24 protein-coding genes are annotated in these 25,089 nt (G+C 64.7%); 1 reads left to right on the top strand and 23 read right to left on the bottom strand.

Features of this window, described 5'->3' with window-relative positions; translation table 11 throughout:
- Nucleotide 1: 1 nt before the first annotated feature.
- The 18 genes from IVB41_RS17230 to IVB41_RS17145 form a co-directional block, all read right to left on the bottom strand.
- The gene (locus IVB41_RS17230; RefSeq protein WP_247433105.1) at nt 2-895 is read right to left on the bottom strand and encodes an ABC transporter permease; all 894 of its coding nucleotides are present in this window, start codon (nt 893-895) and stop codon (nt 2-4) included.
- Nucleotides 892-1,842, bottom strand: coding sequence for an ABC transporter permease (locus tag IVB41_RS17225; RefSeq protein ID WP_247288940.1), 951 nt, complete (start codon nt 1,840-1,842; stop codon nt 892-894). The genes IVB41_RS17230 and IVB41_RS17225 overlap by 4 nt, the downstream gene beginning before the upstream one ends.
- An 84-nt stretch (nt 1,843-1,926) precedes the next feature.
- Entirely contained in the window at nt 1,927-3,348 is a 1,422-nt protein-coding gene (locus IVB41_RS17220) for an amidase (protein ID WP_247433100.1), read from the bottom strand.
- Nucleotides 3,349-3,471: 123 nt separating this feature from the next.
- Complete coding sequence (locus IVB41_RS17215) at nt 3,472-4,407, bottom strand: carbohydrate kinase (protein WP_247433097.1); 936 nt, start codon at nt 4,405-4,407, stop codon at nt 3,472-3,474.
- A 5-nt stretch (nt 4,408-4,412) separates the two neighbouring features.
- Entirely contained in the window at nt 4,413-6,059 is a 1,647-nt protein-coding gene (locus IVB41_RS17210; RefSeq protein ID WP_247359786.1) for an FGGY-family carbohydrate kinase, read from the bottom strand.
- Nucleotides 6,060-6,097: 38 nt separating this feature from the next.
- Entirely contained in the window at nt 6,098-6,871 is a 774-nt protein-coding gene (locus tag IVB41_RS17205) for an SDR family NAD(P)-dependent oxidoreductase (protein ID WP_247288935.1), read from the bottom strand.
- 29 nt (nt 6,872-6,900) lie between these two features.
- Nucleotides 6,901-7,908: an ABC transporter ATP-binding protein gene (locus tag IVB41_RS17200; RefSeq protein ID WP_027569197.1), complete on the bottom strand. Its 1,008-nt coding sequence runs from the start codon at nt 7,906-7,908 to the stop codon at nt 6,901-6,903.
- A gap of 16 nt (nt 7,909-7,924) precedes the next feature.
- Nucleotides 7,925-8,755 (bottom strand): carbohydrate ABC transporter permease, encoded by an 831-nt coding sequence (locus tag IVB41_RS17195; RefSeq protein ID WP_027569196.1) that lies wholly within the window; start codon nt 8,753-8,755, stop codon nt 7,925-7,927.
- Nucleotides 8,756-8,758: 3 nt separating this feature from the next.
- The gene (locus IVB41_RS17190) at nt 8,759-9,631 is read right to left on the bottom strand and encodes a carbohydrate ABC transporter permease (RefSeq protein WP_247288934.1); all 873 of its coding nucleotides are present in this window, start codon (nt 9,629-9,631) and stop codon (nt 8,759-8,761) included.
- Nucleotides 9,632-9,723: 92 nt separating this feature from the next.
- Complete coding sequence (locus IVB41_RS17185) at nt 9,724-11,037, bottom strand: sugar ABC transporter substrate-binding protein (RefSeq protein ID WP_247288933.1); 1,314 nt, start codon at nt 11,035-11,037, stop codon at nt 9,724-9,726.
- Nucleotides 11,038-11,352: 315 nt separating this feature from the next.
- The gene (locus tag IVB41_RS17180; RefSeq protein ID WP_247288932.1) at nt 11,353-12,303 is read right to left on the bottom strand and encodes a sugar-binding transcriptional regulator; all 951 of its coding nucleotides are present in this window, start codon (nt 12,301-12,303) and stop codon (nt 11,353-11,355) included.
- An 8-nt stretch (nt 12,304-12,311) separates the two neighbouring features.
- On the bottom strand, nt 12,312-12,977 hold the full coding sequence (locus IVB41_RS17175) for an HAD family hydrolase (protein ID WP_247433094.1): 666 nt from the start codon (nt 12,975-12,977) through the stop codon (nt 12,312-12,314).
- Between the two features lie 73 nt (nt 12,978-13,050).
- On the bottom strand, nt 13,051-14,967 hold the full coding sequence (locus tag IVB41_RS17170) for a nitric oxide reductase activation protein NorD (RefSeq protein ID WP_247434802.1): 1,917 nt from the start codon (nt 14,965-14,967) through the stop codon (nt 13,051-13,053).
- Nucleotides 14,968-14,977: 10 nt separating this feature from the next.
- On the bottom strand, nt 14,978-15,790 hold the full coding sequence (locus tag IVB41_RS17165; protein WP_247433091.1) for a CbbQ/NirQ/NorQ/GpvN family protein: 813 nt from the start codon (nt 15,788-15,790) through the stop codon (nt 14,978-14,980).
- 59 nt (nt 15,791-15,849) lie between these two features.
- Nucleotides 15,850-17,196, bottom strand: coding sequence for a cbb3-type cytochrome c oxidase subunit I (locus IVB41_RS17160; protein WP_247288925.1), 1,347 nt, complete (start codon nt 17,194-17,196; stop codon nt 15,850-15,852).
- 39 nt (nt 17,197-17,235) lie between these two features.
- Nucleotides 17,236-17,688, bottom strand: a complete 453-nt coding sequence (locus tag IVB41_RS17155; RefSeq protein ID WP_027517044.1) for a cytochrome c — start codon at nt 17,686-17,688, stop codon at nt 17,236-17,238.
- 96 nt (nt 17,689-17,784) lie between these two features.
- Nucleotides 17,785-18,045, bottom strand: coding sequence for a cytochrome C oxidase subunit IV family protein (locus tag IVB41_RS17150; protein ID WP_027569188.1), 261 nt, complete (start codon nt 18,043-18,045; stop codon nt 17,785-17,787).
- Nucleotides 18,046-18,047: 2 nt separating this feature from the next.
- Nucleotides 18,048-18,623 (bottom strand): cytochrome c oxidase subunit 3 family protein, encoded by a 576-nt coding sequence (locus IVB41_RS17145; protein WP_247359792.1) that lies wholly within the window; start codon nt 18,621-18,623, stop codon nt 18,048-18,050.
- Between the two features lie 171 nt (nt 18,624-18,794).
- Between IVB41_RS17145 and IVB41_RS17140 the strand changes: the two genes are divergently transcribed.
- Nucleotides 18,795-18,950 (top strand): hypothetical protein, encoded by a 156-nt coding sequence (locus IVB41_RS17140; RefSeq protein WP_247433087.1) that lies wholly within the window; start codon nt 18,795-18,797, stop codon nt 18,948-18,950.
- Between the two features lie 82 nt (nt 18,951-19,032).
- Here the strand turns inward: IVB41_RS17140 and mmsB are convergent, their stop codons facing one another.
- The 5 genes from mmsB to IVB41_RS17115 form a co-directional block, all read right to left on the bottom strand.
- The gene (gene mmsB / locus IVB41_RS17135; protein ID WP_247433082.1) at nt 19,033-20,223 is read right to left on the bottom strand and encodes a multiple monosaccharide ABC transporter permease; all 1,191 of its coding nucleotides are present in this window, start codon (nt 20,221-20,223) and stop codon (nt 19,033-19,035) included.
- Complete coding sequence (mmsA, locus tag IVB41_RS17130; RefSeq protein ID WP_247359795.1) at nt 20,220-21,797, bottom strand: multiple monosaccharide ABC transporter ATP-binding protein; 1,578 nt, start codon at nt 21,795-21,797, stop codon at nt 20,220-20,222. The genes mmsB and mmsA overlap by 4 nt, the downstream gene beginning before the upstream one ends.
- 188 nt (nt 21,798-21,985) lie before the next feature.
- Complete coding sequence (gene chvE / locus IVB41_RS17125; RefSeq protein WP_247433079.1) at nt 21,986-23,059, bottom strand: multiple monosaccharide ABC transporter substrate-binding protein; 1,074 nt, start codon at nt 23,057-23,059, stop codon at nt 21,986-21,988.
- A gap of 73 nt (nt 23,060-23,132) precedes the next feature.
- Complete coding sequence (locus tag IVB41_RS17120; RefSeq protein ID WP_247434799.1) at nt 23,133-24,011, bottom strand: SMP-30/gluconolactonase/LRE family protein; 879 nt, start codon at nt 24,009-24,011, stop codon at nt 23,133-23,135.
- A complete protein-coding gene (locus IVB41_RS17115) occupies nt 24,011-25,087 on the bottom strand; it encodes an aldose epimerase family protein (RefSeq protein WP_247433076.1) in 1,077 nt (358 codons plus the stop codon). Before IVB41_RS17115 ends, IVB41_RS17120 begins: the two co-directional genes overlap by 1 nt.
- Nucleotides 25,088-25,089: the final 2 nt, after the last annotated feature.

Genomic DNA, 25,089 nt, shown 5'->3' with positions numbered 1-25,089 from the left:
GTCATCGCTCCCGCGCCAGTCGTGGATCGAGCAGATCGCGCAGTCCGTCGCCGAGCAGATTGAGGCCGAGCACCGCGATCGCGATCGCAGCGCCCGGATAGACCGCGAGCATCGGCGACTGGAACAGCAGCGTCTGCGCGTCGTTCAGCATCCGTCCCCAGGACGGCTGCGGAGGCTGCGTGCCGAGACCGAGATAGGACAAGGCGGCCTCGGCAAGAATCGCGAGTGCAAACTGGATTGTCGCCTGCACGATCACGATCGACAGGATGTTCGGCAGCACGTGCTCGATGGTGATGCGAAACTTGCCCTTGCCTGCCGCGCGCGCGGCCAGCACAAATTCGCGCGCCCAGATCGCGTTGGCCGAGCCGCGCGTCAGCCGGATCAGCGTCGGGATCTGGAAGATGCCGATGGCCACGATCGAGGTCACCATGCCGGGCCCCACGACCGCGGCGAGCATGATGGCGGACAGCACGGCCGGAAAGGCGAAGGTGAAATCGGAGAAGCGCATGATGATCTCCTCGGTCCAGCCGCGCCTGGCCGACGCGATCAGGCCGAGACAGACGCCGAAGGTGAGACCGATGCTGACCGCGATGATGCCGACCATGATGGTGGAGCGGGCGCCGGCGAGCAGCAGCGAGACGATGTCGCGGCCGAAGACGTCGGTACCGAGCCAGTGCGCGGCCGAGGGCAGCCGGAGCTTTGACGCGATGTCGATCTCGTAGGGCGACCAGGGCGTCCACACCAGCGACAGCAGCGCCGAGGCGAGCACCAGCAAGCTCAGCGCACCACCGAGCACAAAGCTGCGATGACGCAGCGCTCGGCGCCAGAAGGTCCGGGCCGGCAGAGGGCGCGCCATGGCCGGCGCGTCGATGAGGGTGGTCAGCGGCGCGCTCACAGATCGTGGACCTTGATGCGGGGATCGACGAAGGCATAGAGCACGTCGACCACGAAATTGACGATGACGACCATGGTCGCGAGCAGCATCACGCAGTTGCGCACCACGATGAGGTCGCGGTTGGCGATCGACTGGAAGATCAGGCGGCCGAGCCCCGGCAGGTAGAACACGTTCTCGATCACGATGGTGCCGGCGAGCAGATTGGCGAATTGCAGGCCCATCACGGTCATCACGGGGATCATGGCGTTGCGCAGCACGTGTTTCCACAGCACCTCGCGCTTGCCGAGGCCCTTCGCGCGCGCCGTGCGGACGAAGTCTTCACGCAGCACTTCCAGCACCGCCGAGCGCGTGACGCGTGCGAGGATCGCGGCCTGCACCACCGCCAGCGACACTGCCGGCAGCAGCAGCGATTTGATGCCGGGCCAGATGCCGTCCTCCCAACCGGGAAAGCCGCCCGCGGACAGCCATTGCAGCCGCACCGAGAACAACAGCACCAGCAGGATCGCGAACCAGAAATTCGGCAACGCGATCCCCACCTGCGTCAGCGACATCACGCCGACGTCGCCGAGCTTGTTGTGGTTGGCGGCGGTGTAGATGCCGGCCGACAGCGCCAGCGTCACCGTGATCAGCATGGACATTATTGCGAGCGGAATGGTCAGCACCAGCCGCTCCGCGATCAAAGCGGCAACCGGCGTACCGTAGACATAGGAGTTGCCGAGATCGCCGACGAGCAGCCCCTTGACCCATTGCAAATAGCGAACCGCCAGCGGCTGGTCGAGGCCGAGCTTCACCGTGAGCGCACGGACCGCATCTGGCGAGGCATCGGCGCCCATCAGCATCTGCGCAGCGTTGCCAGGGAGAGCATCCAGCACCAGGAAAATGATCACGGATGCGCCGACCAGCGTCGCCAGCAAGGTCAGCAGACGTCGGAGGACAAATACGCTCATGCGCGCTCGGATTCAGGGGTCATCCGTTGGACGATCAACATGTCCGGGCACCGGAGGCAAGTGCTTTGCTGCATCCCCATCTGCTCAACCGGGCCAGCGGGACAGAAGGCCTTGCGAGGCCTCGAACAGCTCGCTCACGCGCAGCAAGTCCGCATCAGCGCGGAAGCGGCCGACGAGTTGCAATCCGATCGGCAGGCCGTCGCGGCCGAAGCCGCAGGGCAGGCTGATCGCGGGGTGTCCGGTCATGTTGAACGGCATGGTCCAGGGGAACCAGTGCGGCCGGACGCTGTCAAAGTGCTTGCCGTCGATCTCGATGGTGCCGAACAGGTCCTGATCGATCGGCAGGGCGGTGCGGGTGATGGTTGGCATCGCCAGCAGATGCCCGCGCGCAAGCAGGGATTGCACCCGGCGGAACAGCGCCGTGCGCGCGAACATCGCCTCCTGATAGGCGACGCCGCTGACGTCGGTGGCAAGCGCAAGCTGCTTGAGGAAGGCCTCGCTCAGCGCGTCCCCATGCTCGGCCGCGAGTTTGGCAAAGCGCGTGCGCCAGACCGTGTGATTGATGGCGCGCCAGATCGGCTCGATGTCGAACCCCTCGCCCGAAAATTCCTCGAGCTCGGCACCCAGGCCCGCGAGCCGATCGAGGCTGGCCTTGAAGCCGGCTGCGACATCGGCAGAGACAGGGCGTCCGGGCGGCGACAGGCAGTACAGGATTTTCTGCCCACGCAGATCGCCGCGCGGGGCGGCCGCGCCGATGAAGTCGGGCACGGGAACGCCGATCGACCAGGGATCGCAAGAATCCTCGCCGGCCATCGCCTGCATCATCAACGCGGTGTCGGCGACGGTCCGCGTCATCGGCGTGACATAGGTCTGGTTGCCGAACGCGTCCAGCGCCTGGCTGTGCGGGATTACGCCGTTGCTCTGCTTCAGCCCGACCACGCCGTTGCAGGCGGCGGGAATCCGCGTCGAGCCGCCGCCATCGGTCGCGATCGCAAGCGGCGCGATGCCGCTCGCCACCGCCACCGCCGCGCCGCCGCTGGAGCCGCCCGGCGAGCGCTCGGCGCTCCACGCATTGCGGGTGCGGCCGAACAGCGGCGAGTCGGTCAGGCACTTGCTGCCGAATTCGGGCGTCGTGGTCTTGCCGATCAGGATCGCGCCTTGCGCGCGCAGCCTTGCAACCGCGACGGCATCCTCGTTCGGAACATTGTCCTTGTAGGGAATGGCGCCGAAAGTGGTCTTGACGCCCCTGGTGTTGACGATGTCCTTGACGGTGACGGGGATGCCGTGCAGCTGGCCGAGCGGCTCGCCGGCCATCACCTTGCGCTCGGCTTTGCGCGCGGCGGCAAGCGCCTCATCGCCGCAGATCGTGATGAAGCAGTTCAGCTCAGGCTGGAGCGCCTCGGCACGGGCGAGCACCGCGCTGACGAGTTCGACGGGGGAGACCTCCTTGCGGTCGATGCTCGCGCGCAATTCGGTGGCGGACAAGAAACAGAGATCATCGTTCATGGAAGGACCGGCTCGCTTCAGGATGCGCGGACCTTGCCAGCGTGCACCGATCCTGTCCATTTCGGCTTGCGCATGGCCGCTGGCCACCGAAACAACTCGGAAGTGCGGCGAGGTCTGCCCTAGCTACCAGCTCCAGGTGACCTCATGGCTCCAGGGCGGATCGGCACCGCGACGGGTGCAGGTGAGACCGGCGCAATTGGCGGCAAAGAACAGTGCACGGCGAAGCTCGTCTGCGCCGATATCCTTCAATTGCTGTCGAGGGAGACGTCCCTGCTTGTGCAGGGCGAACAACAACGCCGCCTGAAAACTGTCGCCCGCGCCGATGGTGTCGGCGACCACGACTTTGGGCGCGGCGACCTCGATCTGCCCTGCCCCCGCATGCCACGCGATCGCGCCGCTGTCGCCACGGGTGATGACGACCAGGCTCGCGCCCCCCGCGAGCAGCGTGCTCGCACGCTGGTGATATGGCTCGTCGCCGAACAAATAGGCAAAATCGACGTCCGACATCTTGATGAGATCGGCGCTGGCCGCAAACGCGGTCATGCGCGCGAGATAAGCCGGTTTGCCCTTCACGAGGTTGGGTCGGCAGTTCGGATCAAAGGAGATTGTCGAGGACGACCGCGCGTCCGCGATCAGGGCCTTGGTCTCGGTCGCGCCCTGGTCGTTAACAAGTGTGGTCGAGCCGACGTGGAGAACTTCGACCGCGTCGAAGGGAATGGAGCCGCGCTGGTAGACCCAGTTCCGCGCCGCCGTCTCGGCATCGTAGAACGCGTAATGCGACTCGCCCGCGACGATACGAACGAAAGCGAGCGTGGTCTGGTGTTCGCTGCTTGTGGCGAGCGCGAGCTCGACATTGGATGCAGCGGCGTGCTCGGCGATCATGCGCCCGAACATGTCCGTCGAGATCCCGCCGACAAAGCCGGTCGACGCGCCAAGCCGCGCCATGCCGATTGCGACGTTGAGGCAGGAGCCTCCGACCGCCGGCATCACCGCTTCGCGCCCGTCGGTGTTTCGCGTCGGAACGAAATCGATCAGCGCATCGCCGCAGGAAATCAGCATCCGTCTCAACCTCCCGCGATGTCGCGCATCGCGACGCGGCTGCCGCGATCGACCTCGCGCAGCAGCTTGTAGACCTCGCGCTTGCGGGCGTGAAAGGCGGCGATGTCGGGCGTGGTCGGCTCGCTCTTGCGTCCCAGCGCCGACATCTTTGCCATGGTCTCGCCGATCGAGGCATAGGCGCCGCCGGCGACTGCGCCGAGCATGGCAGCGCCGAGCAGCACGGGTTCTTTGGTCTGCGGCAGCGCGACCGTGAGGCCGGTGGTGTCCGCCATGACCTGCCGCACCAGCGGACTGCGGCTGGCGCCGCCGCCCATGATCATGATGCCGGAATGGACGCCATGCGCGGCAAAGGCCTCGATCACCTCGGCAAGCCCATAGGCGAGCCCGCACAGACCGGCGACGAACAGCCGTTCCATCGAGGCGATGCCGGTGTCGAGATCGAGGCCGGCGATCACCGCGCGCGTGTCAGGGTCGGCGTAGGGCGAGCGGTTGCCGATGAATTCAGGAAGTACATGGACGTCGCTGGCCAGCAGCGCGGCACGGCTGGCGCCGCCTGCGCGCGCGATGATGCGGCGCTCGAGGAACTCGATGAGGTCGAGGCCCTCGCTGCGCGCCGCCGCGCTCGCCTCGGCGTGGCCAGGATGCGACTTGAGAAGATGGTCGATCGCAGCGCCCGCAGCCGACTGCCCGCCCTCGTTGAGCCAGAAATTCGGCACCATGCCGGAATAGTAAGGACCCCACACGCCCGGCACGAAGCACGGTTCTTTCGTCGTCGCCATGATGCAGGCCGACGTTCCCATGATGTAGGCGAGACGGTCGGAGACATCTGTCGCGCCGTCCGATTCATCGCGCCCGCCGATCGCCCCGATGCCGCCTGCATGCGCGTCGATCAGGGACGCTCCGACCGGTGTGCCCGCTGACAGGCCGAGATCGGCCGCGGCAGTGCGGGAGAGACCTGCGCCCAGGCGCGTACCGGGGGCGACGATCTCGGTGCCGATCCGGGCGTATTTCTCGTTGACGAAATCCGACAGGCCGATGCGCTTGAAGAATGGCGCGCTCCAGCCGCCGCCGTCGTGGGCGAGATAGTTCCATTTGCAGGTGACCGTGCAGGTCGAGCGCTGAAGCGAGCCGGTTGCGCGCCAGGTCAGGTAATCCGCCAGATCGAAGAAGTGCCCTGCAGCATCGAAGCTCGCGCGCATGTGCCGCTTCAGCCACAGCAGTTTCGGCATCTCCATCTCGGGCGAGATCGAACCGCCGACATAGCGCAGCACGGCATCACCGGTTTCGTTGATCAGCCGCGCCTCGGCCGTGGCGCGGTGATCCATCCAGACGATGACGTTGCGCTGCCTGTCGCCGGAGGCGCTGACGGTGAGCGGTTCGCCTTGCCGGTCGAGCACCACGAGGGAACAGGTGGCGTCGAAACCGATACCGCCGACGCTGTCGGGCGCGATCGCAGCTTCCGCCATCGCGGCCCGCACCGACGCAGTGCAAGCGTCCCAGATATCCTGGGACGATTGTTCGACGATGTCGCCGGCCTCGTGCCATATCCTGATCGGATGCCGTGCCATCGCCAGCAAGGTGCCCGCCTCGTCGAACACCCCTGCCCGCGTGCTCGTGGTCCCTACATCGATGCCGATATACGCTCGCGGCATTGTCGCCCCCGGAAGCTCTCGTCAGTTTTGACGCAAGCCTACCAGCAAGTGTAGCCGCCATCCACCAGCACGATGCTGCCGGTCATCAGGCTCGCGGCTTCGGAGGCCAGGAACAGCACGACGGAAGCGATCTCATCGACCTGCCCCATCCGTGCCATCGGGGTTCCACCGATCCAGGCGTCGTACATTCTCGGATTGCTTTTCACGAAGGCGTTGAGCGGCGTCTCGATATAAGTCGGCGCCACCGCGTTGACGCGGATGCCACGCGTGCCCCATTCGGCGGCGAGCGATTTCGTCAGATGATGCACGCCGGCCTTGGACGCATTGTAGAAGCACTGCTCCTGCGGCTTGTTGACGATGAAGCCGGACATCGATCCGACATTAACGATGGCGCCGCTCCTGGCATTGAGCATGTGCTTGCCGAACTCGCGGCAGCACCAGAAGGTGCCGTTGAGATTGACGTCAATGACGTTGAGCCAGTGCTCGTCGGTCACGGTCTCCGCGGGCGTCTCGCTGCGGGCGATGCCGGCGTTGTTGACGAGGATGTCCACCTTGCCGTGGCGCGCGACGAGGTCGCTCGCCACCTCCGCCACGCGCTTGGTGTCGGTGACATCCATGATCGCCGTCTCGGCGTCGAAGCCCTTCGCCCTCAGGCTGGCTTTCGCGCTGTCCGCGACCTTGCTGTCACGATCGCCGATGACGACCCTGGCGCCGGCTTCAGCCAGCGCTTCGGCGCAGGCGAGCCCGATCCCCTGCCCGCCGCCGGTGATGAACGCGGTCTTGCCGTTCAGCTTGAACTTTTCCAGGTACATGTTGCTCTTCCGCTTCTTGCCGTTTCTTGTCAGTTCCGAATGGCGTTGCCGCTCGCGTCGAAGCGATGGATGCGCGCGGGCTCCGGCACCAGCGACACATGATCGCCGGCATGCAGGCTCAATTCACCGATGTAGCGCGCCGTCAGCATGCCGAGCTGTCCGGCATCGACATAAAGGAAGGTGTCGCTGCCGAGGTGCTCGGCCACCGCGATCGTTCCCTGCCAGCCGCCGGCACCGTCGCGTTCGATCTTGAGATGCTCCGGCCGCACCCCGATCGTCGCCGCGCCCTTCTGCAGGGCGTGCTCGCCGGTGACGAAGTTCATCTTCGGCGAACCGATGAAGCCGGCGACGAAGAGATTAGCCGGCCTCTCGTAGAGCTCCAGCGGCGAGCCGTATTGCTCGATCTTACCGCCGTTGAGCACCACGATCTTGTCGGCCATGGTCATGGCCTCAACCTGGTCGTGGGTGACATAGATCGCGGTAGTGCCGAGCTGCTTCTGGAGCCGCGTCACCTCGATGCGCATCTGGACGCGCAGCGCCGCGTCGAGGTTGGAGAGCGGCTCGTCGAATAAAAACGCCTTGGGCTCGCGGACGATGGCACGCCCGATCGCGACGCGCTGGCGCTGGCCGCCGGAGAGCTCGCGCGGCTTACGGTCGAGATAGGGCGTGAGGTTCAGCGTCGCGGCGGCGGCCTCGACCTTGCGGTTGGTCTCGTCCTTGGAAAGACCCGCCATCTTCAGGCCGAAGCCGATGTTGCCGCGCACGCTCATATGCGGATAGAGCGCATAGGACTGGAACACCATTGACAGCCCGCGCTTGGCGGGCGGCGTGTCGACCACGTTCTTGCCGTCGATCAGGATCTTTCCGCCCGAGACGTCCTCGAGCCCCGCGATCAGCCGCAAGAGCGTGGTCTTGCCGCAGCCTGAGGGACCTACGAACACCACGAAGGAGCCGTCGGCAATCTCGAGGTCTGCGCCCTTGATGATGTGCACGGGGCCGAAGGATTTCTGCACGTCCTGAAGTGTGATCTGACCCATGATCCGGCAGCCCTTCCTACTTTACCGCGCCAAAGGTGAGCCCGCGCACGAGCTGCTTCTGGCTGAACCAACCGAGGACGAGAATGGGCGCGATCGCCAGCGTCGACGCCGCCGACAGCTTTGCCCAGAACAGCCCTTCCGGGCTCGAATAGGACGCGATGAACGTGGTGAGCGGCGCAGCGTTCGAGGTCGACAGATTGAGCGTCCAGAACGCCTCGTTCCAGGCCAGGATCAGGTTCAGCAGCATGGTCGATGCGAGTCCCGGGATCGCCATCGGCGTCAGGACATAGACCAGCTCACGGCCGATGGTGGCGCCGTCCATGCGCGCGGCTTCCAGGATGTCGCGCGGGATCTCCTTGAAATAGGTGAAGAGCATCCAGATCACGATCGGCAAGTTTCCCAGGCACAGGATGAAGACGAGCCCGATGCGGGAATCGAGCAAGCCGAAGGACTTGTAGATCAGGTAGATCGGCACCAGCACGCCGACCGGCGGCATCATCTTGGTCGAGAGCATCCAGAGCAGGATGTCCTTGGTGCGTTTGGTCGGCGAGAACGCCATCGACCAGGCGGCGGGGATCGCGATCAGCAGCGCGATCAAGGTCGAGCCGCCGGCGATGATGATCGAGTTCATTGCGTGGAGGAAATAGTCGCTGCGCTCCTGAACCGTTGCGTAGTTCTCGGTGGTCCAGTGGAAGAACAGGAAGGACGGCGGAATCGCGAAGGCCTCAAGTTCGGTCTTGAAGCTCGCCAATACCATCCAGAGGATTGGGAAGAAGATCAGGAAGCCGAAGAACCACGCCCCGATGGTCGAGACCACCACCCGCTGCCTCGTCGCTATCCGCGCCATGTCTCAAGCCTCCAGATTGCGGCCGACGATGCGGACCAGGAAGAAAGCTACGACGTTGGCGATCACGACGGCGACGAGGCCGCCCGCCGAGGCGGTGCCGACATCGTACTGGATCAGTGCCTGCGAATAGATCAGGAAAGCGATGTTGGTGGTCGACAGTCCCGGGCCGCCGCCCGTGGTGACGTAAATTTCGGCAAAGACGGTGAGCAGGAAGATCGTCTCGATCAGGATCACCACCGTGATGGGACGCGCGAGGTGCGGGAGCGTAATGTAGATGAAGGTCGAGACCGCGCTGGCGCCGTCCATTTCGGCGGCCTCCTTCTGCTCCTCGTCGAGCGACTGCATCGCAGTGAGCAAAATCAGCGTCGCGAACGGCAGCCATTGCCAAGACACGATCAGAATCACCGCGAGCAGCGGCGCGTCGGTGAACCAGTCGATCGGCGTCAACCCGAACAGCGACGCGATCCAGGCAAACAGCCCGGACACCGGATGCATCAACAGGTTCTTCCAGACCAAGGCGCTCACCGTCGGCATGACGAAGAACGGCGCGATGACCATCAGCCGCACGATGTTGAGGCCGATCACGGGCTGATCGAGCAGCAGCGCCAGCGGAATTCCGAGCAGGACAGTCAGCGCCAGCACCGAGCCGACCAGCACCAGCGTATTCTGGAGCGAGGCGAGGAACGCGGGATCGGTGAGGAAGTAGCGGAAATTTTCCAGCCCGACGAACGATTCCGAGCCGGGATCGAGCAGGCTGTAATGCAGCGTCGAGAAATAGATCGTCAACGCGAGCGGGACAATCATCCAGATGAACAGCAGCCCGACGGCCGGCGTCAGGAGCGTCCGTGCGAGAAGCTGCGTCTGCCGGGTTGCCATTCTTGGCTTCTCTCCGCTTGCGGGAAGAAGGCGGCCATCCATCCTTAGCGGTGGATGGCCGCAAGTCTGAGCTCAGGAGGGAGAGCTCGAGCTCACTTGATGTAACCCGCGCGCTTCATCTCGCGCTCGGTTGAGGATTGCGCCGCGGTGAGCGCGGCATCAACCGTCATCGATCCCGCAAGCGCGGCCGAGAACTGCTGCCCGACCTGCGTTCCGATGCCCTGGAATTCGGGGATCGCCGCATATTGCACGCCGACGTAGGGCACCGGCTTCACCGTAGGCTTGTTCGGATCGGCGGCATCGATCGAGGCCAGCGTCAGCTTCGCAAACGGGGCGACCTTCAGATAATCAGGATTTTGGTAGAGCGAGGTTCGGGTGCCCGGCGGCACGTTGGCCCAGCCCTCTTTCGCGGCGACGGTCCTGGTGTAATCCTTGCTCGTCGCCCAGGCGATGAACTTCTCGGCGGCTTCCGCCTTCTTCGAACCGGCGGGGATTGCGAGATTCCAGGCCCACAGCCAGTTGGCGTTCTTGCCGAGCCCGGTGTTGGGCGCCATCGCAAAGCCGACCTTGTCGGCGACCTTGGAGTCCTTCGGGTTGGTGACGAAGGACGCCGCGACGGTGGCGTCGATCCACATGGCGCACTTGCCGGCATTGAACAGCGCCAGGTTCTCGTTGAAGCCGTTCGAGCTCGCACCAGGAGGGCCGGCCTGCTTCATCAGGTCGACATAGGTCGTGAGTGTCGCCTTCCATTCCGGGGTGTTGAATTGCGGCTGCCACTTCTCGTCGAACCAGCGTGCGCCATAGGAATTGGCCATGGCGGAGAGGAACGCCATGTTCTCGCCCCAGCCGGCCTTGCCGCGGAGGCAGATGCCGTAGACGCCGGTGCTCTTGTCGGTGAGCTTCTTGGCGGCGTCCACGACGAAATCCCAGGTCGGCTTTTCCGGCATCTTGAGGCCGGCCTTGTCGAACAGGTCGGTGCGGTACATCACCATCGAACTCTCGCCGTAGAACGGCGCGGCGTAGAGCTTGCCGTCGACGGAGACCGCATCCTTGATCTTGGGCAGGAGGTCGGCGACGTCGTAGTCGGCGCCGAGATTCGCGAGCGGCACCAGCCAGCCCTTCTTGGCCCAGATCGGCACCTCGTAGGTGCCGATGGTGAGGACGTCGAACTGGCCGCCCTTGGTGGCGATGTCGGTGGTGACGCGCTGGCGCAGCACGTTCTCCTCAAGCGTCACCCATTTGACCGATATATCGGGGTTCTTCTTGGTGAATTCAGCCGTCAGCCCCTGCATGCGGATCATGTCGCCGTTGTTCACGGTGGCGATCGTCAGGGTGGTTTCGGCCATCGCAGGGACGGCCAGCAACAGGCAAGACGCGCCGCAGACGGCGCCGAGGACGTGTTTCACGGTGACCTCCCTAGGATCGCGCTCTTGAGCATATGCCCACGCTTTGGGCGTATGTTCGACCGAGGGCGGGCCGTTGTCAAGCAGGCGCAAAGCTGTTCGCGCAACTTATGAGTGCTGCGGTGCGGGAGATGGGCTGAGCTCTCGTCTCACACTCAGTGTCTTGCCCCGCGAAAGCGGGGCATCCAGTACGCCGTGTCGTCTATTGGTTTGCCCTAAGAGGAGCCGCGGCGTACTGGATCGTCCGCCTGCGCGGACGATGACAGTGTGGTGTGGGGAAAGACCGCCTGCCTCGCCAACGCGAAGAGCGAGCCTGCCTCAGCGCTCCAGAATCGCCCTTGCGGTCGCCTCGTCCGTGATCAGCCCGTTGATCAACTGTCCATTCAACGCCGCCGCGATCGCCGGCACCTTGGCCGCACCGACCGCGGCGCCGATCGTCGTGGTCTTCGCGGGTACTTCCGGCGGGATGCTTGTCAGGCGCCTGTTGGTGCCGGCCTTCAGCAGGCGGCCCTTGGAATCATAAGCCCAGCCGGTGATCTCGCCGATTGCCCCTTGCCGCATCATCTCGAACAATTCGTCGCGGGTGACGAAGCCGTCGACATGGACCTGCGCCTTCTGGTCCATCTGGCCGATGCCGACGAGGCGCAAATCCGCCTTGGCTGCGACCGCCTTCACCTTCGCGATCGGCTCGATCCGGACCATCTTGTTGCGCTCGTCCTCGGACGACATCAGGAACGGCAGCGGCATCGGATAGTGCCGTGCGCCGGTGCGATCGGCGAGCCGGCCGACGGTGTCGTAGAAGCTCGCAGAACCGTCGGCGGAGATGTTGCCGACCAGCGAGACGATCTGGTGATTGGGCCGGTCGATCGGCGTGACGCGCTCGACTGCGGCGCGCACGGCGCGTCCCGTGCCGAGCGCGACGATGACGGGGGTCTCCGAACGCAGGGTGGAATCGAGCAGATTGGCGCAGCGTTCGGCAATGCCCGCTGTGGCCTGCGGTGCGGCGGAATCTGCCGGCACCACCTCGCAATGGGTAAGCTCGAAACGCTCCTTCAGACGCGCCGCCAATTCCATGCACGCGGCGATAGGATGTTCCAGCCGGAAGGTGATGAGCCGTTCGGCGAGACACAGCGACACCAGCCGCTGCGCCGACGCGCGCGACACCTGGAGCATCTTCGCGATCTCGTCCTGGGTGTGACCGGCAATGAAATACAGCCAGCCGGCACGCGCGGCGTCATCGAGCCTGGTCTTTTCGTTCTCGGCGGCCATGGCGGGCGTCAGGCGTCCTTCCAGAAATCGATCATGCGCGCGAAGACCCGGTCGGCCCCCGCACCCGACAGTATAGCGTGCCCGTCGCGTCCGCGATAATGGCTGCCGCCGGCAAATCCCCAGACCATCATGCCGGCCGCCTTACCCGCCAGCACGCCGCTCGCACTGTCCTCGATCACTAGCGTGCGCGCAGGTTGCGCGCCCATCTGCTCGGCCGCGTGGAGAAAGAGATCGGGCGCCGGCTTGCCGTGCCTGACCATCTGCGCGGTGTAAATCTGGTCGCCGAAATGCGCCCGCAGGCCGGTGACGTCAAGGGAGAGCGCGATACGGTCGATGTCGCTGGACGAGGCCACGCAGAATGGTGTCCGCAATTCCGATACCACGGCGGCAACACCCGCGATCGGCTGGAGTGATCCGGCGAACGTGCTCAACACATGCGACTTCAAGCGCGGCAGAAAGCCGTCCGGCACGACCTGCCCGAGATCCCGATAATGCTGCTCGACCGCTTTGGTGCTGCGTCCGAGAAAGAGTTCGAGCGCCTGCTCCGGGCTCAGCGCGAGGCCGCATTCGGCCAGCACGTCGGACAGACACCGACAGCTCAACAGCTCACTATCGACCAGCACGCCGTCGCAGTCGAAGATGATCAGATCGGGTTTCGGCCGGCCCTGGTCCATCCCGCCATTCGATCATATACCCATAGCATGGGCAATAGCTCACCAGAGACGGAAGGCCGCACCCTTTCCCGGATCAGTGCGCCACCTGCCGGTAGATCGCCGGCAGCGCCGCGGGCAGTCGGCGGATATTACCGACGATGGCGTAGCCGCCACGCCCGAACAGCGTCGGGAAATAGGATTGCGCGGTTGCGTCCACCGTGACGCCGAAGGCGGCGATGCCGAGCCGGCGCGCCTCCTGCACCGATTTGCGGGTGTCCTCGACCGCGAAGCGGCCTTCGTAGTGATCGACATCGTTCGGCTTCCCGTCGGTGAGGACGAGCAGCAGCTTCTTGCGCTGCGGCTGACGGGCGAGCTCGGCCGAGGCGTGGCGTACCGCCGCGCCGATCCGCGTGTAGTAGCCGGGCTTCAGCGCACCGATACGACGCTCCACTGCCCCGCCCATCGGCTCGCCGAAGGCTTTGACCGTTTCGAGCCGCACCCAGGACCGTCGGCGGGACGTAAAGGTCAGGATGCTGTGGTGGTCGCCGCAGGCCGACAGGCCGTGCGCGAGCACGAGCAGTGCCTCCTTCTCGACGTCGAGCACGCGATGGCCCTCGACCCAGGCGTCCGTCGAGAGCGAGACATCGACAAGCAGCGTGACGGCGAGATCGTGCCCCTGCGGGCGCATCGCGACATGGATACGATCGAGACCGCCGCCGCTGCCGGCGCGAAGATCGCACCGCGCGCGCACGAGCGCGTCGAGGTCGAGGTCGTGTCCATCGGCCTGGGCGCGCATCAATTCGCGGCGCGGCCGCAAGATCTCGAAGCGCCGCCGCACCTGACGGATATGCCGGCGCATGGACTCGTCGGGCGACCAGGTCTCGCCGGTCTCGGACGCGGCGCCCGCGAGCACGTGGCAGTGATCGGGCAGGTAGGAGCTGCTGCGGTAGTCCCATTCGGGATAGGTGAGATCTGCGTTCAGCGGCGAGGCATCAAGGGCTTCCGGCGGCAGGTCGAGATCGAATTTGAGCCGGCTCGCCGGCTTGCCGCTGCGACGACTGAGCGTGATCTCCTCGAGATCGTCCGCGGCCTTCTGCGCGTCCTCGTCCTCGTTGTCGTCGGCCGGACGGTCGACATTGACCATCTCGGCCATCGCGAGGATCTTTTCGAAGCGGTTGAGCACGAAGGGATCGCGGCGATTGGCGTTGTTTTCGCGCTCGCGTACGGCAAAGCGCTTGCGATTGTCCTGGGTCGCGGCCCCCGCGCCAGGCGCGCACGCGTCGTCGCCCGCATGCGCGGGCGAAAGCTCGCGCGTCCAGCAATCGCCCCAGAGCGGACACGGCAGGACCGAGCGATAGCCCGGCGGCGCTTTGTCCGGCAGCGGACCTGTTCCCATCATCGCCGGCCACAGCCGGCCCGCGGGCGCCTTTCCGGCCCCGAGCAAGGCGAGAGCGATCTGCTCGATCTCCTGCTCGAGACGCGGCAACGGACGTCGCGGCCGGGCCTCGGCCATTGCTGCAGCGAACTGCGCGTAATCGGCGGCGAGCCCGGGAAACTGCGTGAGCACAAAGACCGCCGTCTCGCTCGCCCGGCGCAGGACGAGAAGGTCCCGCCGCAGCGGATCATGCTCCGTGATCGTCTCGATCGGAGCGACCGCGAACCACGCCCCAAGCCAGCGATAGAGGCATGCGTTGAGGCCGCGGTCGGCGAATATCGCGATGCGATCGGGGAGGAAGACGGTCGCGGCGTCGCGGCCCGGCTGTTCGAGACGTTCGTCTCCAAGGCCGATGCGCTGCCGCCAGCCGAGCCGATGGCCCGCTCTGCGTGCGCCTGCGCTTGCGATCTGAACACCCGTCTCGCCCCCAAGCGCACGGAACATCACCGCGAGCCGGCCTCTCACCTCTGCGAGCGCGACCGCGTGATCATCGTGAACCGGATAGCTCGCGGTGCCGCCGACCATCCGGTGCCAGGCACGGCCGACCGTCTCCTCCAATTCGAGGAAGTCGAGCATGGAATCGGCCTCACCCAACCACGGCGCGCGTGACATCCAGCAGCGCCGCCTTGACATCGGAATCGTCGGTCAGCGGCTCGATCATGCCGGCGAGCACGGCATCGGCGATCGAGACTCCCGCCGCAATCAAGGTCGCGCAATACACCACGAGCCGGGTCGAGACGCCCTCCTCCAGATCATGCGCCTTCAGCGCCCGCAGACGTCCGGCGAGCGCGACCAGCGGCCGTACGCGATCCGGTGGCAGCCCGCTCTCGGCCGACACCACCGCAATCTCCTGCTCGGCCGGCAGGAAGGCGAACTCGATGGCGACGAAGCGCTGCCGCGTCGAGGGCTTCAACGCCTTGAGCAGGGTCTGGTAACCGGGATTGTAGGAGACGACGAGCATGAAGCTCGCGGGAGCAACAAGCTCCTCGCCGGTTCGCTCCAGCGGCAGAATACGGCGGTCGTCGGTGAGCGGATGCAGCACGACGGTGACGTCCTTGCGGGCTTCCACCACCTCGTCGAGATAGCAGATGCCGCCCTCGCGGACCGCGCGCGTCAACGGACCGTCGGTCCACACGGTGTCGCCGCCCCTCAGCAGATAGCGGCCGGTGAGATCGGCGGCGGTGAGATCGTCGTGGCAGGCGACGGTGTGCAGCGGCAAGCCCAGCCGTGCCGCCATATGCGCGACGAAACGTGTCTTGCCGCAACCGGTCGGCCCTTTCAGCAGGACCGGAAGCCGGTGCCGCCAGGCATGCTCGAACAGCACGCATTCGTTGCCGCTTGCGACATAGGCTGGTAGCGCGGGTGCCGGCGCGGCCAAGGCGTGAAGAGCTGCTTTCATGATCTCTCTCCGAAAATTTCTGAAGCGGCGGCCGCGATGAAACGCGGCCGCCTTCACGCTTACTCGGCCGGCTGCAGCGCGGCGGGAATGGTCGCCTGCCTTTCGCGGCCGGGCACCAGCACGGCCCAGACGAACATCAGCGCGGAGATCGCGACGAACACACCGGAGCCGAGCCGCACCCAGTAGAAGAAGGCGAGCTGGTCCTGCACGTCCATGTAGCCCTGACCGAGCACGCGCTGGAGATGGACCTGGACCACGCCGGCAAAGGTCAGCGCGAATGTCATGGTCATCATGGCCGTGCACATGATCCAGAAGCTCGTCATGCTGAGCCACTGGTTATAGGGCGCGCGTCCCTTGATCTGCGGGATGGCGTAAGCCATCACGGCAAGATTGAGCATCACATAAGCGCCGAAGAAGGCGAGATGGCCGTGCGCGGCGGTGACCTGGGTGCCGTGGGTGTAGTAGTTCACCGAGGACAGCGTGTGCAGGAAACCCCAGACGCCGGCCCCCAGGAACGCCATCACCGAACAGCCGACCGACCACAGCAGCGCGGCGCGGTTCGGGTGCTTGCGGCCGGCCTTCCAGGTCATCTGCACCGTGAAGATCACCATCGTGAAGAACGGCGCGACCTCGAGCGTCGAGAACAGCGAGCCAATCCACTGCCAGTAGCCGGGCGCGCCGATCCAGTAGAAATGGTGGCCGGTGCCGAGAATCCCCGAGAACAGCGCGAGGCCGATGATGACGTAGAGCCACTTCTCGACCACCTCGCGATCGATGCCATTGAGCTTGATCATGAGATAGGCGAGCACGGAGGCCATGATCAGCTCCCAGACACCCTCGACCCAGAGATGGACGACGTACCACCAGTACATCTTGTCGACGGCGAGGTTCGCCGGATTGTAGAAGGCGAACAGGAAGAAGATCGCAACGCCCCACAGGCCGAACAGCAGGATGTTGGTGACCGTGGTCTTGCGCCCCTTGAGCGCAGTCATGGTCACGTTGAACAGGAACATCAGGCAGACGACGACGATGCCGACCTTGATGATGAAGGGCTGCTCAAGGAACTCGCGGCCCTCGTGGTAGTGGAAGAGATAGCCCACCACCGCGACGCCCGCCGCGCCAAAAAACATCCAGAACTGGATCTTTGCGAGCAGCGGGCTGTACAGCTCGGTCTCAGTTTCCTCAGGCAGCAGGAAATAGGTCGCGCCCATAAAGCCGATCAACGACCACACGATCAGCGCGTTGGTGTGGATCATCCTGACGATGTTGAACGGCAGCAGCACCGATAGCGTGTTGGGCAGGACGTAGATCGTCCCGGCGAGGAGGCCGAACAGGACCTGGGCCAGGAACAGGGTCAGCGCGCCGTAGAAATACAGCATCGCGACTTTCTGGGTTTGGTATTTCATCTCGGATTCTCTCTGTCTTGAAAGAGGAAAGCGGCGGGCTCAGCCGGCCTTGTTCGGCGGCCAATCCTGGCGCTTGATCGTGCTCACCCATTGCAGGAAATCTGCGAGATCGTTGAGCTCCTGGTCGGTGAGGTTGAACTGCGGCATCTGCCGCCGGCCCTCCGCGCCCGAGGGCTGCGACTGCATCCAGGCCTTCAGCGTCTCTCGCGCGCCGGCCGGGTCTTCCTTGCCGCCCCATCGATCCCAGACGTTGCCGACTTCGGGCGCGAAATAGGCGCCTTCGCCGAGCAAGGTGTGGCAGTTGATGCAGGAGTTCTTCTCCCAGACATGCTTGCCGCGGGCGACCGACGACGTCAGCGTCGTCGCGTCCGTCGAGGTCGTGGCCATATAATAGTGGCTGTGCGCCGTCAGCCCGATGAAGATGGCGAAGAAAAAAGCCGAGCCGCCGTAGAAGACGTTTCGAGCGGCCGACTTGGTCAGGCGTTCAGCCATTGCCAATCCTTTCAATTGAGTCCTGTCGCGTAAATCGGTGATGCGATTTATTGCCGATTGGCCCAGCCCGTTCTTTGTCAAGGCGCAAGGAGTGAGTCAGATCAGGGCGACGACGGCGGATGTGAGCCAGGCAAACAGCACCACGATGAGGATCCAAGCGCTGACGAGGCCGCGCCAGAGCGCGGGCGCCGCGCGAAGATCGAGGAAGTCGAGTACTATCCGGCGGCCCTTGACGGCGGCCAAGGCCAGCAGCAGGGCGTTGCCGAGCAGTGGCCGCGGCACCAGCGGCGGCACCAGGATGGTCGCGAGCGCGAGGCCGATCAGCGCGATCCAGGTGATGTCCAGGCGATCCGGCATCGTCACCGCACCAGATAAAGAATCGGGAACATCACGATCCAGACCAGATCGACCATGTGCCAGAAGGCCGTTCCCGTCTCGACGCCGAACGCTTCAGCGCGGCGGCAGACCAATGCGAGGATGATGATGCCGAGGCAGACGTGCAGGAGATGGAAGCCGGTCAGGAGGAAGTAGAGTGTGAAGAAGGGGCTGGTTTCAATTCCGATGCCGCGTCCGATCTCTTCGGCATATTCGGCGAGCTTGACCGCCACGAACAGGCCACCAAGCCCCATGGCTGTGAACAGCCAGTATCGTGTCGCCCGCCTCTCGCTGGCCCGCGCGGCCTTCGTAGCCCGGGCCGCGGCCCAACCGCTCGTCACCAGCACGATAGTGTTCAATCCGGCGAGACCCGGATCAAGCGCCGCCTGCCCCGCCGCGAACACGGCGGGATGGATCGCGCGGGCGACCGTGAAGGTACCGAGAAACAGACCGAAGGCGGCGAGTTCGCTGAAGATCAGCACCCAGATCATGGGATCGCCGGGAAGATCGTCCAGAATTCCCCAACCCGTTCCCTGTGGTTCGCAATCGGCTGACGACATCTGCTCTTCCGGATCAGGACACCGGCCAGACCTAGCTCAGCCGTACCGATCCGAGTTTGTTGCCGGACAAACTTGGGGAATGCCGATCAATTTGTTTGCGCCGTCACAACGTCCAGCCTGCCGGGTCGCGGTACGAAACGCCGAAGGTTCCATGGAGCTGCGAGCGATGACATGAGCGATGCACAAATCGGGCTGATGACCGCGACGCCCATCATCATCGTCTTCGCCTTCGCGCTCCGGCGAATCGGCGTGCTATCGACCGTGGCCACCGTGTCGGCGGTGAGCATCTCCGTCGCGATCGCGGCGGTGCTGTTCACGACGCAGTAACGGCTGCCCCAGCCTGCATGGAGCAGAGCGGAATGCGGGTCAGGGTCCCGTATTGCGATTCGCTCCATCCGGCTACGCAGCCTCATCTCCGCTGATTATAAACGTCGATGCACACTGCCCCGAGCAGGACCAGGCCCTTGATGACCTGCTGATAGTCGATGCCGATGCCGAGGATGGACATGCCGTTGTTCATCACACCCATGATCATGGCGCCGACCACGGCACCGCCGACGCGGCCGACCCCGCCATAGGCTGAGGCGCCGCCGATGAAGCAGGCGGCGATGACGTCGAGCTCGAAGCCGAGACCCGCCTTCGGCGTTGCGGTGTTGAGGCGCGCGGCGAAGACGAGGCCGGCGAGCGCGGCGAGCACGCCCATGTTGACGAAGGTGAGGAAGGTCAACCGTTCCGTCTTGATGCCCGACAGGCTTGCGGCCTTGGCGTTGCCGCCGACCGCATAGATTTGCCGGCCGATCACGGTGCGGCGGGTGACGAAGCCGTAGAGCGCGATCAACGCACCCATGATCACCAGCACGTTGGGCAGGCCGCGATGCGAGGCAATCAGATAGGTGAAATAGAGCACGGCGCAGGCCAGAAGAATGCTCTTGCCGAGGAAGAACGCGTAGGGCTCGACTTCGATGCCGTGCAACTGCTCGCGCGACCTTCCCCTGGCGCTGGCGTAGATGAGGCCGAGCGCGAGCACCGCACCGATCAGCATGGATGTCGGATGCAGGGTGCCGGCCTCCGGCAAGAGCTCCGGAATGAAGCCGGAGGACAGTTTCTGGAAGGTCGCCGGGAACGGTCCGAGCGACTGGCCCTGCAACACCGCGAGCGCAAGCCCCTTGAACACCAACATGCCCGCTAGCGTCACGATGAAGGACGGGATCTTGAAATAGGCCACCCAATAGCCCTGCGCGGCGCCGATTGCCGCGCCCAGCAGCAGGCAGGCGATGAAGGCGAGCGTGTAGTCGACCTTGTATGTCACCATCAGCACGGCGGCCACCGCGCCGACGAAACCCGCGACCGAGCCGACCGAGAGGTCGATATGGCCGGTGACGATGACGAGCAGCATGCCCAGCGCCATGATGACGATGTAGCTGTTCTGGAGCACCAGATTGGTCAGGTTGAGCGGCTGCAGCAGCGTGCCGCCGGTCATGACCTGGAAGAACAGCATGATCGCGATCAGCGACATCAGCATGCCGTAGTTGCGCAGATTGTTCTTGATGAAGCTGCCGTTCCGGCGCTCCTCGGGCAGCGAAACCGTCTTGTCGGTCATGGCTGCGATCCTCCCATCTCGGCACCCGCCAGGGCGCGGCTTCCATAATTTCTGTCGTTGCGCATGATGGCGCGCATGATCTTTTCCTGTGTTGCTTCGGTGCCGGGGAACTCGCCGACGAAGGCACCGTCGTTCATGACGCAGATGCGGTCGCAGACGCCGAGCAACTCGGGCATCTCCGAGGAGATCACCACCACACCGCGGCCGGCCTCTGCAAGCTCGTTGATGATACAGTAGATCTCGTACTTGGCACCGACGTCGATGCCCCGGGTCGGCTCGTCCAGGATCAAGACCTTGGGATCCGTCATCAGCCATTTCGACAGCACGACCTTTTGCTGGTTGCCGCCGGAGAGCTGGCTGGTCTCCTGATAGACGTCGGAGCAGCGGATGCGCATCCGGTTGCGGTAGTCGCTGGCGACCTTCAGCTCGGCGATGTCGTCGATCACGCGGCGAGGAGCGACCTGGTCGAGGCTTGCGAGCGTGATGTTCTTGCGGACGTCGTCGGCGAGGATCAGCCCGAGCTGCTTGCGGTCCTCCGTGACATAGGCAAGGCCGGCGTCAATCGCGGCCGCGACATTCGGCAGCACGATCTCATGGCCCTCGAGCCGGATGCGACCGCTGATCGTGGTGCCCCAGGAACGGCCGAACAGGCTCATGGCGAATTCGGTGCGGCCAGCGCCCATCAATCCGGCAATGCCGACGACCTCGCCGCGTTTCACGCTGAAATCAACGTTCTTGATCACCTGCCGCTCGGGATGGATGGGATGGTAGACCGACCAGTTCTCGACGGTGAGGACGGGCTCGCCGATCTTTGCGCTGCGCTCCGGAAAGCGATGGGCGAGATCGCGGTTGACCATGCTGCGGATGATGCGGTCCTCCTGGATCGGCTCGGCGCGGCAGTCGATGCCGTCGACGGTGCGGCCGTCGCGCAGGACGGTGATGTGATCGGCAACGCGGGCGACCTCGTTCAGCTTGTGCGAGATCAGGATCGCGCCGATGCCCTGCTCGCGGAAGGCCATGAGACGTTCGAGCAGCGCGGCACTGTCGGCCTCGTTGAGGCTGGCGGTCGGCTCGTCCAGGATCAGCATCCGCACCCGCTTGGACAGCGCCTTGGCGATCTCGACAAGCTGCTGCTTGCCGACGCCGAGATCGGTGATCAGCGTGTCCGGCGATTCCTTGAGGCCGACCTGAGCCAGGAGTTCCCGGGTACGCCGATAGACCTCGTCGCGATCGATCACGCCGAGCTTGGACGGCGGATGCGACAGGAAGATGTTTTCGGCAATCGACATCAGCGGGATCAGCGCCAGCTCCTGATGGATGATGATGATACCGAGCGCCTCGGAATCGTTGATGTCGCGGAAGCGGCGCTCCTCGCCATCGAAGATGATGGTGCCCTCGTAGCTGCCGGCCGGGTAGACGCCGCTGAGCACCTTCATCAGCGTGGACTTGCCGGCACCGTTCTCGCCGACGAGGGCGTGGATCTGCCCGGCTTCAACCGAGAAGTTGACATCGCGCAGCGCCTGGACGCCGGAAAAGCTCTTGCTGACGTTACGCATCTCCAGCATTGCGGTCATCGGTTCATTCTCCCGGGGGCTACCACAATCGTCATGGCCGGGCTTGTCCCGGCCATCCACGTGCAGCCGCTTGCGAAGAGGGACGTGGATGCCCGGGACAAACCCGGGCATGACGAGTTGATAAACATGCGCTTCGCCCTAACCCTAAAGAACTCCCTCTCCGCAGGTCGGGAGAGGGAGTAGACCTCTTACTGGAACTGCGACTTCTTGTAGTAGCCGCTGTCGACCAGGACCTTCTCCCAATTGTCCTTGTAGACCACGACCGGCTTGAGCAGATAGGACGGCACGGTCTTGGCGCCGTTCTCGTAGGTCTTGGTGTCGTTGACGGTGACCTGCTTGCCGGCAAGCGCAGCGTCGACCATGTCGGCGGTCACCTTGGCGAGATCGCGGGTGTCCTTGAAGATGGTCGAATACTGATCGCCGCGCAGCATCGCCTTGATCGATGGCACCTCGGCATCCTGGCCCGAGATGACAGGCATCGGCTGGCCGGCGCTGCCATAACCGACGCCCTTCAGCGAGGAGATGATGCCGATCGACAGGCCGTCATACGGCGACAACACCGCGTTGACCTTCTTGTTGCCGTAGTAGGCGCTGAGCAGATTGTCCATGCGGGCCTGCGCGGTGGCGCCGTCCCAGCGCAAGGTCGCGACCTTGTCCATGCCCATCTGACCGGAGACGACAACGAGCTTGCCGCTGTCGATGTACGGCTTCAGAACGCTCATCGCGCCGTTGTAGAAGAAGTAGGCGTTGTTGTCGTCGGGCGAGCCGCCGAACAGCTCGATGTTGAACGGACCCTTGCCATCCTTGAGGCCGAGGCCCTGCACGATCGACTCGGCCTGGAGCACGCCCACCTGGAAATTGTCGAACGTCGCGTAATAGTCGACGTTCGGCGTGCCGCGGATCAGGCGGTCATAGGCGATCACGGTGATGCCTTTTGCTTTCGCCTGCTTGAGCACGTCGGACAGCGTGGTGCCGTCGATCGCGGCGATCACCAGCGCTTTCGCGCCCTTGGTCACCATGTTCTCGACCTGCGAGAGCTGGTTCGGAATGTCGTCCTCGGCATATTGCAGGTCGGTGTTGTAGCCGCGCTCCTTCAGCACCTTGACCATGTTGTTGCCATCGTCGATCCAGCGCGCCGACGATTTGGTCGGCATGGCGATGCCGACTGTTGCTTTGTCCTGGGCCGAGGCGGTGACGCCCGCGGCGATCGTCGCAGCGCCGGCCACCGCGAGCGCGAGGAAGGTCGTCTTCAGTTTCAACATGTTTCACTCCCTTGGATGTCAGACTGTTTTTTCGTGTCGTCGAGAACGTTGGTCGTGTGCGGCTTCGAGCCTCCTATGCGAGCTTGACGTCAGGCTCCGCGCGACCGCGCGCGGAGGCCTCCAACAGGAAGGTGTAGCCGGCTTGCGGATCGGCGGCACGCGCCGCCGCATCCATGTCCTGCCAGGCCGAGGTGACGAGGAGACGCGACAGATCAGGGCCGACAAAAGCGGGGCAGCTCGCCTGCTTTGCCGGCACGCTGAGCGAGCGCAGCCGCTCGCCTTGCGGAGAGTAAAGGTCGACGCGGCTCGCGCCCCAGCAGGCGTTCCAGATGTTTCCGTCCGCGTCGCACACCGATCCGTCGAGGCCGCCGACGCCGGTCTGGCGCAGCAGCACTTGCGGCTCGCCGCGGGGCAGGCCGGTCGTGGGATTGAGCGGCACCGCGTAGAGCACCGCGCGCGCAGTGTCGGCGAAGTAGCCGGTGGCGCCATCGGGCGAGAAGCAGATCGAGTTGGGAATGCTGATGCGCGGAAACAGCATCGATATCTCGCCGTGATGGAACGCGTAGATCGCGCCTGCCTCTGCTTCCGCCTTGCGGCCCATGGTGCCGATCCAGAACGTGCCGGAGGGATGCACGCGGGCATCGTTGGAGCGGGTCGCGGGATTGTCGGCTTCGAGCGGACAGAGCAGCGCCATCGCACCGTCGGCAATTTTGCGGATATAGAGGCCGTCTTCCGCGACGATCAACTGCCGTTCGGCATCGATCCGCCCAAGTGCGCTCGCCATCCGGCCCAGCGCATGAACGCGAATGCTGCCGCTGCCGAGTTGCGCCTCGAACAGTCGTCCCTCGCGGATATCGAACCACCAGGCGGTGTCGGTGGTCACGTCATAGGTCGGTCCCTCGCCGAGATGGCAAGGATCGGTCGAAAGAACCGAGGTCGGCACCTGTTCCATCATGGCCTCCTCACCGCAAAGCGATAGACCGTGTGGTGGCGATAGACCTCGCCGGGCGCAAGACGCGGGCTCGGGAAATCCGGCCGGTTCGGTGCGTCCGGCCAGATATGCGGCTCCAGGCACATGGCGTCCGACTGCCGGTACAGCTTGCCGCCCTTGCCCGAGATCGTGCCGTCGAGATAATTACCCGAATAGACCTGGAGGCCGGGCTGATCGGTGAACAGCTCCATGATGCGGCCCGAGCGCGGCGCCTCGAGCCGCGCCGCGAGCGCAAGCTTGCCGTCACGCGCGAGACAGTAGGTGTGATCGTAGCCCTTGCCGTTGCGCAATTGCTGGTCGCTCTCGCGGATGCGCTCGCCGACCGGCCGCGGCTCGCGGAAGTCGAACGGCGTGCCGGCAACGCTGCGCGGCGGCTCGGGCAACGGAATGGCGGTGGGAGCGATCGCGAGGAAATGCCCGGCGGCGACCGTCAGCTTGTGATCGAGAATGGCCGTGCCTGATGTCGCGCCTTCGAGATTGAAGAAGCTGTGGTTGGTCAGGTTGACGATGGTCGGACGGTCGGTCCGCGCCTCCATGGTCAGGGATAGCTCGGCCGGGCCGGTGACGCGATAAGTCAGGCGCACATCGAGCCGACCGGGATAGTTCTCCTCGCCATGCGGGCTCGTGTAGGTCAGCGTGACCGCGGGCTCGGCGCCATCGTCGATCTCCGCAATGTCCCAGAGCTTGCGGTCGAAGCCGTCGAGGCCGCCATGCAGCGCATTCGGACCGTTGTTGACGGGAAGCTGCACCGTCTCGCCGTCCAGCGAGAATTGTCCGTTGGCGATGCGATTGGCGTAGCGGCCGACGGTGGCGCCGAAGAACTTTCGTTCAGCGAGATAGCCGGCGAACCCATCATGGCCGAGCACGACGTCGTTGTAGCCGCCTTTGGCGTCCGGCGCGATCAGCGCCTGGATCACCGCGCCATGGGTGATGATCCGCGCCTCGAACCCACCCTCGCCGCGCAGCACGATGCGCTCGACCTTGCGGCCGTCAGGCAGCGTTCCGAAGACGTCTCTCTCTGTTTTCGATCCAGCCATGA

The organism is Bradyrhizobium sp. 44, assembly GCF_023073095.1.
Lineage (GTDB): Bacteria > Pseudomonadota > Alphaproteobacteria > Rhizobiales > Xanthobacteraceae > Bradyrhizobium.
Note: the sequence above shows the minus strand (reverse complement) of the source record. Positions and strands in the feature narration are given on the sequence as shown.